Source organism: Vibrio ponticus (assembly GCF_009938225.1).
Taxonomy (GTDB): Bacteria; Pseudomonadota; Gammaproteobacteria; order Enterobacterales; family Vibrionaceae; genus Vibrio; species Vibrio ponticus.
In genome coordinates this window covers 823306-841531 of the sequence record NZ_AP019658.1, presented here as the reverse complement: position 1 = coordinate 841531, position 18226 = coordinate 823306, and the positions used below count along the sequence as shown (strand labels likewise).

12 protein-coding genes are annotated in these 18226 nt (G+C 44.9%); 9 read left to right on the top strand and 3 right to left on the bottom strand.

Annotated features, from left to right (window positions below; all coding sequences use genetic code 11):
• Positions 1-2: 2 nt before the first annotated feature.
• Positions 3-983: a catabolite repressor/activator gene (cra, locus tag GZN30_RS18060; protein WP_075652592.1), complete on the bottom strand. Its 981-nt coding sequence runs from the start codon at positions 981-983 to the stop codon at positions 3-5.
• Between the two features lie 229 nt (positions 984-1212).
• Here cra and fruB point away from each other — a divergent pair, with 229 nt between their 5' ends.
• The 6 genes from fruB (at position 1213) to GZN30_RS18030 (ending at position 9079) form a co-directional block, all read left to right on the top strand.
• The gene (fruB, locus tag GZN30_RS18055; protein WP_075652591.1) at positions 1213-2367 is read left to right on the top strand and encodes a fused PTS fructose transporter subunit IIA/HPr protein; all 1155 of its coding nucleotides are present in this window, start codon (positions 1213-1215) and stop codon (positions 2365-2367) included.
• 9 nt (positions 2368-2376) lie between these two features.
• Positions 2377-3330, top strand: coding sequence for a 1-phosphofructokinase (gene pfkB, locus GZN30_RS18050; protein ID WP_075652590.1), 954 nt, complete (start codon positions 2377-2379; stop codon positions 3328-3330).
• Positions 3331-3358: 28 nt separating this feature from the next.
• Positions 3359-5083 (top strand): PTS fructose transporter subunit IIBC, encoded by a 1725-nt coding sequence (gene fruA, locus GZN30_RS18045; RefSeq protein ID WP_075652589.1) that lies wholly within the window; start codon positions 3359-3361, stop codon positions 5081-5083.
• 387 nt (positions 5084-5470) lie between these two features.
• Positions 5471-6688: a glucose-1-phosphate adenylyltransferase gene (glgC, locus tag GZN30_RS18040; RefSeq protein WP_075652588.1), complete on the top strand. Its 1218-nt coding sequence runs from the start codon at positions 5471-5473 to the stop codon at positions 6686-6688.
• 338 nt (positions 6689-7026) lie between these two features.
• Positions 7027-8175 (top strand): iron-containing alcohol dehydrogenase, encoded by a 1149-nt coding sequence (locus tag GZN30_RS18035; protein WP_075652650.1) that lies wholly within the window; start codon positions 7027-7029, stop codon positions 8173-8175.
• A 274-nt stretch (positions 8176-8449) separates the two neighbouring features.
• The gene (locus GZN30_RS18030; RefSeq protein WP_075652587.1) at positions 8450-9079 is read left to right on the top strand and encodes a lysoplasmalogenase; all 630 of its coding nucleotides are present in this window, start codon (positions 8450-8452) and stop codon (positions 9077-9079) included.
• Between the two features lie 28 nt (positions 9080-9107).
• Here GZN30_RS18030 and torS read toward each other — a convergent pair whose 3' ends face one another.
• Positions 9108-12008: a TMAO reductase system sensor histidine kinase/response regulator TorS gene (torS, locus tag GZN30_RS18025; protein WP_075652586.1), complete on the bottom strand. Its 2901-nt coding sequence runs from the start codon at positions 12006-12008 to the stop codon at positions 9108-9110.
• A gap of 80 nt (positions 12009-12088) precedes the next feature.
• On the opposite strand from torS, the gene torT reads away from it, so the two are divergent.
• Positions 12089-13093, top strand: a complete 1005-nt coding sequence (gene torT / locus GZN30_RS18020; RefSeq protein WP_075652585.1) for a TMAO reductase system periplasmic protein TorT — start codon at positions 12089-12091, stop codon at positions 13091-13093.
• 9 nt (positions 13094-13102) lie between these two features.
• The gene (locus tag GZN30_RS18015) at positions 13103-13558 is read left to right on the top strand and encodes a methylglyoxal synthase (RefSeq protein WP_075652584.1); all 456 of its coding nucleotides are present in this window, start codon (positions 13103-13105) and stop codon (positions 13556-13558) included.
• A 63-nt stretch (positions 13559-13621) separates the two neighbouring features.
• On the opposite strand, the gene helD is transcribed toward GZN30_RS18015, so the two are convergent.
• Complete coding sequence (gene helD / locus GZN30_RS18010) at positions 13622-15691, bottom strand: DNA helicase IV (RefSeq protein ID WP_075652583.1); 2070 nt, start codon at positions 15689-15691, stop codon at positions 13622-13624.
• 273 nt (positions 15692-15964) lie between these two features.
• On the opposite strand from helD, the gene yccS reads away from it, so the two are divergent.
• Complete coding sequence (gene yccS / locus GZN30_RS18005) at positions 15965-18136, top strand: YccS family putative transporter (RefSeq protein ID WP_075652582.1); 2172 nt, start codon at positions 15965-15967, stop codon at positions 18134-18136.
• Positions 18137-18226: the final 90 nt, after the last annotated feature.

Genomic DNA, 18226 nt, shown 5'->3' with positions numbered 1-18226 from the left:
CGTTATTCGCGCACGTTGAGATGCCTTGGCACCAACTCGACACCTGCTTCGTAGCGTTTAGCGGCTGCATTTAATGCCAATGCCAAAGCACTATCGGCGATGATTTCGAACTGTTGTGACAATGAGTTCACTTTGAAGGGTAAGAAATCTAACAAACGATTGTCACCAAACGTTGCAAGCTTAATCTTTGTAGTTAGCTCTGGATGCTTGAGCAATTCATCCAGTACGCCCTCTAGCAAGGTATAGGACGTAGTGATCACCGCCTCAGGGACCTTACCTTGGCTCACCCAATCAGCAAAGATACGTTTGCCTTCTTCGCGATTAAAGTGGTCGCCATAGCCCACTTGAACCTCGAGCCCCTGCTCTTTTGCGACAGAGCGAATACCTTGCTCTCGAACCGTCGAAATAGTCAATTCAGGCAAAGCGCCAATAATACCTATGGTAGATACTCGCTCAGACACTATCGATTGAGCAAGCTCATAAGCACCATCAAAATCTTCGCTCATTACACAGCAGAAGTGTTCATCATCTAAAGGACGGTCTATCGCAACCACTGGCGTGCCGCGCTGCTGTAATGCGAGATAGAACTCATTGGCGTCCGGAATACTGCTGGCGACAAATAGCGCGTCTACTTTACGACTGACTAATGCCTCAACAACTGAACGTTCAATGTCAGCATCGTCATCTGAACACGCTATCAAGATTTGATACCCGGCTTTACGGGAGTTCTGTTCAAGCAATTTCGCCAATCGTGCATAACTGGTGTTTTCGAGATCCGGAATTATCAATCCAAATGATCGACTACTACCGACACGTAACGAACTCGCAGCGACATCTGGTCGGTAGTTATACTGTTCTACAACTGCCATCACTTTCTGCTGGGTTTTCTGGCTAATGCGGTACTGCTGAGCCTTGCCGTTTATGACATAGCTTGCAGTTGTTTTTGAAACGCCCGCTAACTTGGCAATTTCATCTAAGGTCATGATCGATCCGATATTCTGTGGATTAGATCAAAGTTTAAAAACGATGATCGCTAACTTATTTGCATTATATGCTGAATCGATACAGCATAAAAGATGAAAGGATTCAGCAAAGTTGCAAAATGTAGTGGTTGTCGCAACTTCTACTAAACTTACCAGCGTTTGCTGAATTTTTTTAAGTTAAAGCTGAATCGGTTCAGCTTATGTCGAATACACAGATAACGAGGCTCATATGCTAAAGCTTTCCATCCAAGACATTACGCTTAATCAAGCACATCAGGACAAGCAATCAGCTATTGCATTCCTTGCAGATCAGTTGACCAACAAAGGTTTGGTTGAATCAAATTACTTATCAGGCATGCAAGCGCGCGAAGCACAAAACTCAACGTTTCTTGGCAACGGTATTGCTATTCCACATGGCACTACAGATACCCGTGATTTAGTTAAGCAAACGGGCGTTGCGATTGCGCACTTTCCTAATGGCGTTGATTGGGGCGATGGCAATACGGTTTACCTTGCGATTGGTATTGCTGCGAAAAGTGATGAGCACTTAGGCATCCTAAAACAGTTAACAAAAGTGCTTGGTGACGATGGCGTTGAACAGGCTCTGCAAAATGCCAAAAGTGCGGTACAAATCATCTCACTGTTGAATGGTGAAACCCAGTTCAACATCGACTTTGATGCAAGCCACATCCAATTAGACTTCCCTGCTAGCGACATGATCCAAATGGCAGCAGTGTCAGCAGGTTTGTTGAAGAACTCCGGTAGTGTTGGCACTGAGTTCGTTGCCGACATCGTTGCAAAAACACCGACGCATCTTGGTCAAGGCGTTTGGCTGGTTAGCTCCAACAAAGGTGTGAATAAAACCGGTATGGCTTTTGTCACTACGGCTAATCAGTGCCAGCTAGATGACAAGAGTGTCAGCGCGTTAATCACCTTTGCCGGCTGTAACGATGCGCACCGTAAACAACTTGGTATTGTTACTGAACTCGTCGCCAACAAGAATATTGCGTCACTAATCGGTAAGTCTGCGAATGATTTGATCGCCCTATTCACGCCTGATGCCGAAACTGGCATTGACGTGGCGACGCAAACAAATGAAGAGACGGCAGCCAATTCAGCGGTATTTAAGATTCGTAACGCACACGGTCTGCACGCTCGTCCAGGCGCAATGCTGGTTGCTTGTGCCAAGAAATTCGACAGTGCGATTACCGTGCGCAACTTAGATAGCGACAGCAAACCTGTTAACGCAAAAAGTCTAATGAAAGTGATTGGTCTTGGCGTCAAACATGGTCACCAACTTGAGTTTATTGCCAACGGTGACGACGCGGGCTTAGCGCTAGAAGCGATTGGCAGTGCAATTCAATCTGGTCTTGGTGAAGGTTAAGGAACGGATATGAATAATAAAGTCGTTACTATCACACTAAACCCGGCGCTCGATCTCACTGGCTCACTAAATACGCTCAATACCGGCAGTGTCAGTCTCGTGAACCGCAGTGATTTTCATGCCGCAGGTAAAGGTGTGAACGTTGCTAAAGTATTATCAGATCTTGGCGCTCAAGTAACTGTTACCGGGTTTCTTGGTGAAGACAACCAAGAGCTATTTTGCCAACTGTTTGAGCAAATCAACGCAAATGATCATTTCGTGCGTGTAAAAGGCTCAACTCGCATCAATGTAAAACTCGTCGAGCAAGATGGCACAGTAAGCGATATCAACTTCCCGGGTGTAGCTGTTGACGCGCAAGCCATTGAAGCGTTTGAAAAGACGCTAGAGACACTTTGCCAGCAACATGAATACTTCGTTTTTGCTGGCAGCCTACCGCAAGGTGTGACACCAGAACAATGCGCTCAGTGGATTGAGTTTTTACAGCAGCGCGGCAAAAAAGTGTTGTTTGATTCAAGTCGTGCAGCACTGAAAGCCGGTTTAAGCGCAACACCATGGCTAATCAAACCGAATGATGAAGAATTGGCTGAATTTATTGGTCGTGACATCAATACGCGCCAAGAGATCATCGAAGTTGCTGAAGAGCTAAGCCGCACTGGCATTGAAAATGTTGTGGTTTCGCTGGGTGCTAAAGGCGTGATGTGGCTTAACCAATCAGAATGGCTCTCTGCTCAACCACCAAAAATGGAGGTGGTAAGTACCGTAGGCGCTGGCGATACGCTCGTCGCAGGTATGTGCTGGGGTCATATGCAGCAAATGGACAACCCCCAACTGCTGCAATTCGCTACTGCACTTTCTGCCATGGCGGTAAGCCAAGTTGGTGTCGGCATTAACGATTTATCTGCACTACAACAACTTATAAACAAAACTGAGCTTAATCCAATTTCGTCTCTAGACGATGAATAAATTACTCGAATAACAAAAGGTCGATGTTATGAACGTAACCATTATTACAGCTTGTCCAAGTGGTGTTGCCAACAGCATCATCGCTGCCGGACTTCTTGAAAAAGCCGCACAGTCACTGGGTTGGACAGCCCATATTGAATGTCAGTCAGAAGTAATTGACGCGACACCTGTTAGCCAAGAACAAATCGAACAAAGCGATTTTGTCTTGATTGCAGCCAACCGTGCCGTTGACGATTCCCGTTTCGTGGGTAAAAAACTGGCTCGCGTATCGATTGAGCAAGTCATTGATAATGCGGAACTGGTTATAAAACAGAGTGCGGATACCGCTCAGACACTTGAGGTAAGTGACACGGTAACAGAAGGTGCGAATACTAGCGCGAAAAAGATTGTCGCTATCACCGCTTGTCCAACAGGCGTTGCCCACACCTTTATGGCTGCGGAAGCGTTAGAAGACGAAGGTAAGCGTCGTGGTCACCAAATTAAAGTAGAGACGCGCGGTTCTGTTGGAGCTAAAAACCAACTGACTGACCAAGAAATTGCCGATGCCGATTTGGTCATCATTGCCGCGGATATCGAAGTGCCACTTGAGCGCTTCAACGGCAAAAAACTTTACCGCACTAAAACCGGTCCAGCGCTAAAGAAAACCTCTGAAGAGATGGATAAAGCGTTTGAACAAGCGACCGTGTACCAACATTCTGGCGCATCAAGTGCAGCCAATAACACCGAAGAGAAGAAAGGGGTCTACAAACACCTAATGACCGGTGTATCGCACATGTTACCTGTGGTGGTTGCTGGTGGTTTGATTATCGCGCTTTCATTCGTTTTTGGTATCGAAGCGTTTAAAGAAGAAGGCACACTGGCTGCAGCACTGATGACCATTGGTGGCGGTTCAGCATTCGCCCTAATGATTCCAGTTTTGGCTGGCTTTATCGCCTTCTCTATCGCAGATCGCCCAGGTCTAGCTCCGGGTCTAATCGGTGGTATGTTGGCAAGCTCGACCGGTGCGGGCTTCCTTGGTGGTATCGCGGCTGGTTTTATCGCCGGTTACGCCGCTAAATTCATTGCCGATAAAGTGCAATTGCCGCAATCAATGGAAGCACTCAAACCTATTTTGATCATTCCGTTTGTTGCGAGTTTATTTACTGGCTTAGTGATGATCTACATCGTTGGTGGTCCTGTATCTGGCATCATGGCGGCGATGACTGAGTTCCTAAATAACATGGGTTCAGCTAACGCAGTACTACTTGGTGTGATTCTCGGTGCTATGATGTGTTTTGACCTTGGTGGTCCAATCAACAAAGCGGCTTACACCTTTGGCGTGGGTCTACTAGCATCACAAACTTACGCACCAATGGCTGCAATCATGGCGGCAGGTATGGTTCCTGCTCTGGGTATGGGTCTAGCCACTTTCCTTGCGAAAGAGAAATTTGAAGCAAGTGAGCGCGAAGCAGGCAAAGCATCGTTTGTTCTCGGTCTATGCTTTATCTCTGAAGGTGCGATTCCATTTGCGGCGAAAGATCCAATGCGTGTTATCCCGTCTTGTATGGCTGGTGGTGCGTTAACGGGTGCACTATCTATGCTGTTTGGGGCGAAATTGATGGCACCACACGGCGGTCTATTTGTTCTTCTTATCCCAAATGCGATTACGCCAGTACTGATGTACTTGGTTGCTATCGCTGCAGGTACAGCGTTAACAGGCTTTACCTATGCGTTCCTAAAAAGCCGCGATAACAAAGTAACCGCAACCGCGTAATTTCGTTAGCTCCTACCCCCACTATATAAGCGCTTCAATTGAAGCGCTTTTTTTATTCTACTGTTTGATCAACTTGAAGGATGAATTGATCTATCACCGGAGCAATCACCCACACACCCCTCAAATAAGCACTTGAATGCTTATAATCAACCCTATGTGTGCTTATAGCCAAACATTATTATACTCGGTTCATACGGTTTAATAGGATATGACTGATAGTTCACCAGCTTGGTGCATTATCTTTTTCGTTTGCACTTAAACAAGTCAAATTCAGTCCTTATTTTTTCGGTAATTGTTGTAAAACAAGGGATTACAACTTGGCTTATTTCTTGTACTAACCTTTGCTAGGCACAACGTCTAGATATGCTGGCGCATTAAGGAATTATTATGCAAGATACACTGACTGTGGTACTCGCTGGAGGCGTAGGATCGCGCCTAAGCCCATTAACTGACGATAGAGCAAAACCTGCGGTACCATTTGGGGGAAAATATCGCATTATTGATTTCACCCTTACCAACTGTCTTCACTCAGGGCTAAGACGAATTTTAGTCCTTACTCAATACAAATCTCATTCTCTGCAAAAACATCTTCGCGATGGTTGGTCACTATTTAACCCCGAACTCGGCGAATTTATTTCAGTCGTGCCACCTCAAATGCGTGGTGGTGGAAAATGGTATGAAGGCACCGCCGATGCCATCTATCACAATTTATGGCTGATAGAACGCAGCTCGGCGAAGTATGTGGTGGTGTTATCGGGGGATCACATTTACCGCATGGACTACGCAGCGATGATCAAAGAGCACAAACGCACTGGTGCAAAACTGACTATTGCCTGTATGGAAGTACCGCAAAATGAAGCGCACCAGTTTGGTGTGGTTGATGTCGAAGAATCACGTGAAATTAGCCACTTTATTGAAAAGCCGATTGATCCGCCCACTATGCCGGGTAAACCGGGTTTTAGCCTCGCTTCGATGGGAATCTATGTGTTTGATGCGGATGTACTCAAAGAGTGTCTTCAAGACGATGCCAGCCGCGAAAATTCGAGCCATGATTTTGGTAAAGATGTTATTCCAAAGCTGATTGAGAGCCGCGATGTCTTCGCTTACCACTTCTGCGGTGAGTTGGGTCGTGTAGCCAAAGACTGTTATTGGCGCGACGTGGGAACCATAGACTCGTACTACCAAGCAAACATGGATCTATTAGAACCGGTTCCGCCGATGAATCTTTATCAACGAGACTGGGCAATTCGCACCTACGAGCCACAATATCCACCGGCTCGCACCGTATCCTCCGCAACCGGCAATGAAGGGATTTTCATTAACTCAATCATCGCTGATGGCGTAGTGAATTCCGGCGGTTCTGTGCAGCGATCGATCATTTCACCTTGCGTTTATATTAATGATGGTGCGACAGTTGCGGACAGCATTTTGCTCAACCATGTTCACGTCGGTGAAGGCTGCCAACTCAAAAATTGCATCATTGATAAACATGTATCGATTCCAGCAAATACCACCATTGGCTACAACGAAGTCGAAGATGCCAAGCGTTTTCGCATTTCGCCCAATGGCATTGTGGTAGTGCCTGAGAGTTACCAATTTGATTGATAGCCGCTAGTCCCAATCGCGACAAAGAAAAACACCCTCGCAATGGAGGGTGTTTTGAGAGATTGACTAGATCTCCTATAGGGGCTTTTAGTATTACCCAAACTTATCAAAAGAAAAACGGTAAATTTGTAAACTCTCTTTTCCCATTTTATCCAGCGTTACTAAACGTAAATCTTTATTTTTACAGAAAAATATCTTTACACTTTGTTTTGACTAAATAGTCAAAATCGCGCTTGTAATCCCCGCTAGCTGTCCCCATTTCAAATTGTGTGATCGGACTTGCTGTCACGCTACTACAATTATTCGAACTCTCATACAAAGAGGAAGCATGAATGTCGATGAAATTTGCATATCAAAACGCTACACAAATTCTGTTTGGACAAGGACAGATTGAAGCAATCGCTAAAGTTATCCCTACCGATAACCGCGTATTGGTCGTATACGGGGGCGGTTCAATCAAAAACAACGGCGTTTACGATCAAGTAGTGAATGCGTTAGCTAACCATCAATGGCAAGAGTTTTCAGGTGTAGAGCCAAACCCTACCAAGGAAACATTAGACAAAGCTGTTGAAATCGTAAAAGCTGATCATATTGATTTTATCCTTGCTGTTGGTGGCGGCTCAGTAATCGACGGTTGTAAATACATTGCAGCTGCTGCGCACTATGACGGCGATGGCTGGGATATTTTAACTGGCAGCCACCAAGTGAGCTCTGCAACGCCAATTGGCGCGATTTTGACTCTTCCTGCAACTGGTTCTGAATCCAACTCTGGCGCGGTCATTACCAAAGCATCAACTCAAGATAAACTGGCGTTTCTATCTCCGTTTGTTCAACCTGCATTTGCAGTAATGGATCCGGATGTAATGAAGTCTCTACCTGATCGCCAATTAGTGAATGGTTTGGTTGACGCTTGGGTGCACGTGTGTGAACAGTATCTGACTTATAATCATGGTCACATGGTGCAAGATGGCTACGCTGAAGTCTTGCTGCGTAACTTGAAGCAACTAGCGGAACAGTTCGACCAACGCGACAGCGATGAATGGCGTGCAAACTTAATGTGGACAGCTAACCAAGCTCTGAATGGTTTAATTGGTTCAGGTGTGCCGCATGATTGGGCAACGCATATGATTGGTCACGAGTTGACGGCACTTTGGCACGTTGATCATGCGCGCTCACTAGCAATCGTACAACCATCACTGCTGCGTAATCAGATCGAGCATAAACGCGCTAAGTTAGAGAAATTGGGTACGGAAGTGTTCCGTCTTGAAATAGGTAGCGATCTTGCTGAACGTACAATCGATGCGATTGAAGCACTTTACAACAGTTTAGATGTCGCGACTCAACTGACTGAGTATGCTACGGACAAGCAAACGGCTATCGATAATGTTATCGAACAGTTGAACAAACATGGCATGGTTGCGCTTGGTGAGAACCAAGCGATCACTATCGAACAAAGCCGCAAGATTCTAGAATCTGCTATCGCTTAATCGAAGTACCATTTACTATCTGGTTCAAAGGCAGTGTCATGACACTGCCTTTTTCGTAAATCACGCATCTAACCAATGAGTTAGAAATACGTCGACAGTATTCCATCACCAAAACTTGTTACGCGGTAACTAAACCTAATCAGACTTAGCATCAAAATAACAACTTTGCCTTCAGGCGAGAAAAAGTTCTGCACGAAAGAAAAAAATCAGATAACATCTCTACGCTTACACAACTCTGACATAGTTCTAAACCTAAGGTGAACCGAATATATTTATGTGGCTAGTAATTGTTAGTTTATGTTTAGTACACATCTATTCGATAAGCCACGGTCCGCGCTGGCTGTTTTATAGCACAAAACCCTTGCCTGCCGCGCTCTTGTCAGTGTTGGTGTTGCTATCGCCCTCAAATACGTATCCTGAATACACAATCTATATAGCCTTAGGTCTAGCGCTTTCCGCCATTGGCGATATTTTCTTAATGTTGCCGAAAGATAAGTTTCGTCATGGATTAGTCTGCTTTCTGCTCGCCCAGTTCGCTTATGGTCATGCGTTTTTTACCAAAATGTCTGATTTCCAGCCGCTTTGGCTAACCATACTATTGATAGCAATTGGCGTGATTGTCTATTTGCTACTGCTGCCAAGCATTGGCAAAGATAAATGGTATGTGGGTTTTTATTTTGTCAGTATTCTATTTATGGCAAACAACGCGACGATGGCTTGGCTGCAAGAGGCTACCCCTCTAGCTGGCATGGCAATGATTGGAGCGTATATTTTCATTATGTCTGATTTGGTTCTTGCGATTGATCGCTTTAGAGCCAGTTCAGCATTTTCGCGCCATGTAGTCATGTTTACCTACTACACCGCTCAAGCATTGTTTGCTCTCTCTGTAATTTGGGCAGCCTAAGCTGCCCAATCATGAATATCGACTCGTTTTAAGCCAGTAGTGCCATCACTTCTTCAATCGATTTCTCGACCAAATCATTAAGTTCGGTTTTTGCCGTAACATAAGTTTGATTCGGTTCGCTTGATGCTTCAATCGATTGGCATAACTGGTAGAGCGCCAACAGCCCCATACTACCGGCTGAACCTTTTAGTTTATGAACCAATTGCTTAACGTCATTGTCTGAACCTTGACTGCTGGCTTGCTCAAGCAGTGACAGTATCTCATTGCTGCCTTGAACAAATAGACCTGCTATCTGCAACATCTTCTCTTTGCCAAGCACTTGCATATCATCTTCAATTACTTTTTTATTAATAATCGCTTCTGCTTTCATCATGTTCTCTACCATTGAAGCCTGAGGCTTTAGACCTTGCTCAAGCAATAAACTTTTGCCATCAAGGCGGTTCTGTATTAAGCAACAAAGTGCATCTTTATCCAGCGGTTTGGCTAGATAGCCATCAAAGCCTGCTGATAAGTAACTCTCAACCTCTTCACTAAACACATGAGCAGATACAGCAATAAACGGCGCTTTCTCATCATCGCTCAACTCGAAGCTATCTTGAATGACACGCAATTCCTCTAGCAGATCTCGTCCATCACAGTCAGGTAAGTTAATATCTAATAGTGCAATATCAAATCTTTGTTGTGAGAAAAGCGCGCGCGCTGCTGCGCCATCTTCAGCAATCACAACTTGGTGACCTAAACTGGTCAAGAAGCCCTCGGCTACAATGCAGTTGACTGGATTGTCTTCAACCAATAACACTTTCGCTTGCACCGAGTTATGAACCGGCTGCTCTTTTTTAACCACCTCGTTACCCAATTTAAGTGGCAAGGTAAACCAGAATCGACTGCCCTGTCCGACCTCCGATTCGACACCAAGAGAGCCGCCCATCGCTTCGACGATTCGTTTACTGATCGCTAAACCGAGTCCAGTACCGCCTTTGCTGCTTAAGCCGCCTTCAGCTTGAGTAAAGGCATCAAACAAGGTTTCCATCTCTTTCTCAGAAATCCCAATCCCTGAATCGGAAACTTCAAAGGTAACGTAATACTCATCCTCAAGAGAGACGTAAATATCAACATAACCCGACTCCGTGAACTTAATTGCGTTGCCAACCAAATTGGTTAGCACCTGGCTAATACGAGTCACATCCCCTAACCAGAACGGTGACACATCACTTTCAATCAAACAGCTCAACTCAAGGTGTTTCTCTTGCGCACGCCCCTGCATGAGTTGATTCACGTCATCAACCATGTAGTGCAAATTAAAGTCCACAGGACGAATTTCTAAGTGCCCCGCTTCGATCTTCGAATAATCTAATACGTCATTGAGAATCGCCAGCAGCGTTTTACCACTGCGGTTAATAATATCGACATAGTAAGCTTGTTGAGAATTCAAACCCGCATCTTTTAGCAAGCGTGCGGTACCCAATACACCATTCATTGGAGTACGGATTTCATGGCTCATGGTCGCCAAGAATGCTGATTTCGCTCGGCTGGCTTGTTCCGCCTGTTGGCGAGCTTTAGCGTGGTTAAGCACCTCGTTGTTGAGTCGTTTATTGGTATCTTGTAATTGTACCGTTCGCTCTGTAACCAATTCTTCGAGTCGCTCTTTGTGCTCTTCCAATTGGCGCTTGGCTTCAATTTCACTCTCTGCCACTACTTTTAACGCTTGCGCAGTATTTCGCGCAGTGATGATCGCTTGTCCCATATGCGCAAGTTCGTCATTGCCTTTAACGGTAATATCGACTTTTAACTGACCTTGTGCGATTGACAGTAACGCGGATGAATACTCAGCTAAACGCTTAAGTACCGATACATACACCACTTTCCAAACAATCAGCACCACAATGACCAAGCCAAGCACGGTTAGAATTGTCAGGGTTAACTGAGCGTAATTGAGCGTGGTTTTCAGCTCTTCGACCGCTTTAGTCGTTGCGCGGTTTGAATCATCCACCAGCTTGTTAATGGTGGTATTGAGCGCACTCAGTTGAGTTAACGTATCTTGCATCAGGCTCTGCGTGTCACGCTCATTTTGGTGACGCTGTAACACGGCATCAAAAACCACGTCTCTTTTTTCTAATTGCACCAAGAGATCAGACATCTGCACAGAACGCGTCGGGTCTTCTACTGCCTGAACTCGTCGCTTCATGATCAGTAAGTTATGATCAAATTGCTTGCGAATATCGCTCAGTCGCGATGAGTCGCTGATAGTGCGGATTTCTTCTATTTGGTTGAGTAATTGAAACGCAAGTAAATGCAACTCGTGCAGACGTTCAGATAAGTCCAAGTCGACTTCAACTAGAGCATCCAGTGCTTGATACGCCTTTTCGGTCTGTTTACGAGCCAACAAATCATAGATATGGGTAACGTTTGCAACGGCTATGGTGCTGGTATTCGCAACCTGCGTCCGAGTTAACTGCTCTAATTCGAGAGCAAGGTTACGCATATCCTCTGTACGCTGCGCGATATCTTTCTCTAAGAACAGTTTTTTCTCTACTCCGATACCCAATTTGCCCAAGGTATCGATAATCTTCTGTACGTCAGACTCTAAGGTAGACAATAGTTGCGAATCAAAAGAATCGGAGCCTAACTGCTTAATATGAGTCAGTAATGCACTTAATTGATCAAACAGTACTTTGCCCGCTTGCTGTCTTTGATGTTCAGTTTTGGCGCTGGTTAATGTTTGTACCGATGAGATGATGCGAGAGCTTAGCTCCGCAACTTGACGAGCCTCAATCATTGACGGAATTGCCGAATTCACCACGTTTCTTTCCGTCTTGGCAACCGACGAAAAACCAAACACACCTATAAACGAAGACATAAGCACTAACAGTGCCATGGCGAGAAAAGCAAACAGTAGCTTGCGCCCAATACTGGCTTTAGCAAGTAACATTCAGATTGATCACTTCTTAACTCTGAGATAATGCGCTATATTCTGCAATGTTTAGACTATTTTATCCAACGAAAAGCGTCATGTTATTTCCTTCATTCCCAACGATTAGCATCAAGTTATGCTGCACCATTTTACTGGGCTTGTTATTTTCAAGCTCCGCGCTAGCGAAGGAACCGTTGCGCATTTGTGCTCTCTATCCGCATCTCAAGGATTCTTACTGGCTTTCCGTCAACTATGGCATGGTTGATGAGGCTCGAAAACAAGGCGTTGAACTGCGCGTTTTGGAGGCAGGCGGCTATCCGAACCAAGACAAGCAAAAAGAGCAATTGGATCTGTGTATCAAATGGAACGCCGATGCGATCATCTTAGGTACCGTGGCGCCTGATATGTTCTATTCATCACTGAATAAAGCGTCCGCATCCATCCCTGTCTTTGCTACTGTAAACCAACTCGATGTCAATAAAGACAATGCTTCAGTGCTAAAAGGCGTGGTTGGAGTAGATTGGTATTGGATGGGTTATTACACTGGTGAGTACTTAAAGCATAAACACCCTAAAGGTTCAGGCATCACAAACATTGCGTTACTCCCAGGACCTCAATCTAGCGGTGGTACAAAACCCGTTATCCAAGGTCTACTATCCGCAATTCGTGGCAGTGATATTAGAGTGGTCGATACCTATTGGGCAGATAATGATAAAGAACTGCAACGCAACCTAGTACAAAAAGCGATTGAGTCACACGACATTGACTACATTGTCGGTAGCGCGGTTGCCATTGAAGCTGCGATCAGTGAACTTCGTTCTGCCGGAAAAACCGGCGAGATTAGTTTAGTCTCAACCTATCTCAGTCATGGCGTATACCGCGGTCTGCTGCGAAATCGCGTTGAATTTGCCCCAACCGATAAGATGGTACTTCAAGGTCGTCTTTCGCTAAGGCAAGCGATCGCCTTCTTGAATGGGACGCCTTATGAAAAAATTGAAGCCCCAATTATAGAAGCTTTGACACCACATAAACTCAGCCCTAAAGTGATCGCTGAGTCTCTGTCTCCGTCAGAGTATCGCCCTACGTTTTACGTTCATAATTAGGATTATTAGATGCAAAAAACTACGCGTACCATGCCAGCTCACAAACACGTTGCGCTTGTCGCACATGACAACTGCAAGCCTGAGCTATTGCGTTGGGTAAAAGAGAACAAAGAAAAACTACAAAAACACTTCCTGTACGCGACAGGCACCACTGGTAACATGTTAAGTAAAGAGACCGGTCTGGCGATCAAATCTCTGATTAGCGGTCCAATGGGTGGCGATCAGCAGTTAGGCGCTTTGATTTCTGAAGGGCAAATCGATGTGTTGATTTTCTTCTGGGATCCACTAAACGCAGTTCCGCATGATCCTGATGTAAAAGCGCTGCTTCGTATTGCAAGCGTTTGGAATATCCCAGTAGCAACCAACCGCGCAACTGCGAAATTCTTATTCGAATCAGAACTGATTGAACAAGAAGTGGATATTGAGATCCCTGACTATCAAGCTTATTTAGCTGACCGCACATAAGCGATTAATCGAACAAAAAAACCGAAGTCAAAGCTTCGGTTTTTTATTTGGTCGAAATGAAAACTACTTAGCCGTGTGCTGAATTGGGTAGTCCCCTTCTAGTAACTCTTTGACAAAGCAAGAGCCACTGCCGTTATACGCCACCCAAACCTTCTTCTTAGCACGAGTTAATGCGACATAAAACAGACGGCGCTCTTCCGCATGTGGAAAAACATCTTTCGAACTGGTTAGCACTCCGTCGAGGTGGAGCATCTTAACCCGGGAAGGGAATTGCCCTTCATCAACATTTAACACCACCACATAATCCGCTTCTCGCCCTTTACTCGCATGACACGTCATGAACTTAATATCGAGTTGCTTAAACTGTTTCTGCCAATCATCAAACAGTTCTGGTTTATGGTAATGATTACGCCCTAACAACAAAACTTGAGCACGTCCCTTAGATTTACGATCAATCTGATCGAGAATCTTCTCAACATTAGCCATCGGGATTAGCGACACCGCTTTCGCTTTGTGTTCTTTATGGCTGTTTAGTTGCTTAGCAAGTTGGTTCGGGTTTTGCTGCACGAACTGATTCGCGACCAGCCCCAACTGATTGTTAAAGCGGTAAGTAGTATCAAGATAATGCAATGTCGAATTTGGGAATCGCTGACTGAAACCGGTGGTCAAATCCACGTCTGAACCAGCAAATTGATAAATCGACTGCCAATCATCACCCACACCAAACAATACGCAGTTTTCGTTACGATTATTCGCGCAAAGCGCTTCAATCAAAGCCAGACGTTGCGGGGAAATATCTTGGTACTCATCGATCATGATGAACTTCCAAGGCGCACTGAATTTACCTTTAACCACGTACTGATGGGCACGGCTTATCATAGTGTTAAAATCAATTTCGCCTTGCTCTTTCAACATATCTTGCCACGCTTGATAACAAGGCCAGACTAATGCTAATTCGCTATTTAAACGACTATATTCATCGTGATTAACAATTTGCTCTTGAACTTCTTTTTTGCTGCAGCCCATCGCCGCTAATTGCATTACCTGCTTTTCCAGCCAAGCAATCAATTTCGGGTTTTCAACATGGCTGCCGAGCTCATCATCACCAGCAATATACGCTATCGGCCATTTAGCCAAGTGCTTTTGCCAACGTTTATAGCTGGTTGGTGTCATCCAATGGCGCTTGAGCCAATCTGTGCACCAAGCTTGTCGTAGATTGTCGTCCAACGCAATCTGAGACATTTTTACTTGTTCGCCTTCGACCTGACGAAGAATATATAAACCAAGTTGGTGGAATGTATTGACTCGAACCTGCTCAGTTGAAGGACCAACTTTACCAAGTAAACGCTGTTTCATCTCATCAGCGGCATCACGACCAAAGGCTAGCATTAAAATTTGATCAGCTTTTGCCATATGGCTTTGTAACAGATAAGCAACACGCGCAGTTAATACACTGGTTTTACCTGAGCCCGCACCAGCCAATACTAGGTTATTATTGTCGTTAAGCAGCACAGCTTGCTTTTGGCTCAAATTCAAAGGCGAAGATTCGATTTGAGAAAATAGCACTTCCCAATTATCTAATTCATTGATAATCCAATCATTATTACGCTTTTGTAACGTCTCTTGCGCATTTTCAATCCAAGGGACAATTTTTGCCATACGCGTTGGTAAACGATGGCTTGCCTCAAAAAGTGTCATCGACATCTTTTCAAAGTCACTCGTGGCTAGATTCAACCAAGATTCCAGTTCTGAGTGGGGCACAAAATGCTGCGCTTTCTCTAATGCGTATACACGCTCTTCCCAACGAGGTAAGTGCTCAACTAATTGAGTACATTGCTGCTCATGCCACTGTTGATAATGCTTAATTGCATAACGGGCAAATTGACGACAGTGTAGCCAAGGCAAGCCTTGTACTAACCATGACTGTTGTTTACCTTCTTCAGGATGAGCAAAAAACTGCAAAGCGCCCCAAAATAAGCCGCGCTTAATTTCAACATTACCGTTCCATATATTAAAAGGAATTCTCTCTTCACTCGTGTCAGAGCATAAAACGAGATAATCATTATCAATCGACACATGGTGGTATTCATTTTGAATAAAAAACTTTGCAGTCTTATTCGCTATTAGCTGCATTCGATAAAGCCTGTAGATTCCGTTACCGCCATCATACCGCATCGGTAAATTGATTTAAAAAATGTTTTGAAAATTCCCTGTCAATCCTAACTATTGGACCAACAATTAACCGTTAAGTGATGTGATTTGTGATGATTTTCAGATTGATAGCATTTTTGAGTATCGGCTGCGCAAAATAACACCAATCAGTGCAATATATTTATCTAGGTCAGATGCTAAGAGAAGATTGTTTGATACTATAATGTTTCGAATAAAACGGATGTTGGATACTTTGTGCACTTTCTAAGTCAATTACGTAATTATTGGACAAACAAAACCTTCAATTACAGCTTACTGATCTTAACAACCCTACTTGGCGTTGTTCTTCCCGCATGGTATTACCAACTCAACACGCTGATTATTCCTCTTATTCTTGGGGTGATTGCGGCTGCGTTGGCAGAAAGTGACGACAGTTTTACCGGTCGGATTAAGTCGGTAACGTTAACCCTAATCTGTTTTGCCTTCGCTTCATTTTCGATAGAGCTGCTCTTCGACCACCCACCTTTGTTTGCTATTGGTCTGTTTATCTCGACGTTTGGCTTTATTATGCTGGGCTCAATCGGTCCACGCTACGCCAGTATTGCATTTGGCTCGCTGTTGATTGCCATCTACACCATGCTTGGCGCGCATGAAAGCACCAACTTATGGTTTCAGCCATTAATGCTACTTACCGGTGCCATTTGGTACTTCTTTATGTCGATGCTGTGGCATATGTTCTGGCCGATGCAACCGGTACAACAAGGATTGGCTAATGTGTTCCTAGCATTGGCCGATTACTTAGATGCAAAAAGTGAGCTTTTCTATCCTGTTGTCGACCTCAATCCACAACCATATCGCATCCGCGAAGCCAACCTTAATGCGGCCACAGTGTCTGCGCTAAACCAATGTAAACTCACATTACTGAATCGCTCTAAACGTGGTCATGTTGATGGTGCCAGCGACCGATTCTTGAGTATCTATTTCCTTGCTCAAGATATCCATGAACGCCTAAGTTCCAGCCACTATCGCTATCAAGAGTTAGCCGAGCATTTTGGTCGTTCCGATGTATTGTTCCGTTTTAAGCATTTGCTCGAAGTGCAAAGTAAAGCGTGCCGCGAGATCGCCAACGCGATCCGTTTAGGTAATAACTATCAATATGATGACTCTATTTTAGCGCTTGATGAATTACAGTCCTCAATTAGCTTCTTACAAGAGCAGCAAAACCCACAGTGGCGTCTATTGCTGGTACAACTTAGTTACCTGTTTAATAACTTAGCCACTGTTGATAAGCAGCTAAGCAATATAAATAACCCAGATGCTAACCGCCTTGAAGAAGGGGTACTGGACGATACAGACGCACATACACCTAAGGTGATGTGGCAACGCGTTAAAGCCAATCTCAATAAGGATTCGATGCTATTTCGCCATGCGGTACGCATGTCGTTAGCGCTAACCATTGGTTACGGCATCATTCAGTTGTTCGATATAGAGCGAGGTTATTGGATCTTACTCACCACCCTATTCGTCTGTCAGCCTAACTACAGTGCCACGAAGCAAAAGCTCGTCGCGCGTGTTGCGGGCACATTAGCAGGCTTACTGATTGGTGCACCGTTACTCGCAATGTTTCCATCACAAGAGAGTCAGTTGTTTTTTATCGTTCTTTCCGGCGTCGCTTTCTTCGCGTTTAGGATTGCTAATTATGGTTACGCCACCGGGTTTATCACCTTATTAGTCTTGTTCTGCTTTAATCAGCTGGGTGAGGGTTTTGCTGTTGTTCTGCCGCGCTTAGCGGATACCCTAGTCGGCTGTGGTCTCGCGGTAGCCGCGGTAACGTTCATTTTTCCAGATTGGCAGTCTAAACGCTTACATAAAGTCATGGCGGAAGCGGTTAAAGCCAACAAAGACTATCTTGCACAAATCATCGGGCAATATCGCATCGGAAAAAACGATAGCCTCGCCTATCGCATTGCACGTCGAAACGCACACAACCAAGATGCCAATTTATCAACTGCAGTAAGCTCAATGCTAGTAGAGCCAGGTAAATATCGTGGCGCTGTCGATGAAAGCTTCCGCTTGCTGACATTAAGCCATGCGCTGCTTAGTTATGTGTCAGCAATGGGCGCGCATCGCCAGCGAATTGAAAACGACACAACCCATCAACTTGTCTTACAGTCACACCGAGTGATCCATCGTCATCTTGATGTACTTTATACCCAGTTACATGATCAATGCATTGAGTGTGATACTTCTGACATTGATGACCCTGCACTGGAGTCTAGATTGGCAGAATGGCGAGAAGAAGACGATTCTTCAGCAAGGTTTGTATTGCAACAATTATATCTCATCTACCGTATGCTGCCTGAACTGCACTCTCTGGCAAGCAAGTGCGCCGTGCGCATTTCTACCAACCAGAATACGCCTCAATAAGCCTTGTAGCACGAGAAGTTGGTTTCACCGACTTCTCGCTTTCCTCTGACATTGCACGGACATTACTCAGCACAGATCTTCTATTCTGGA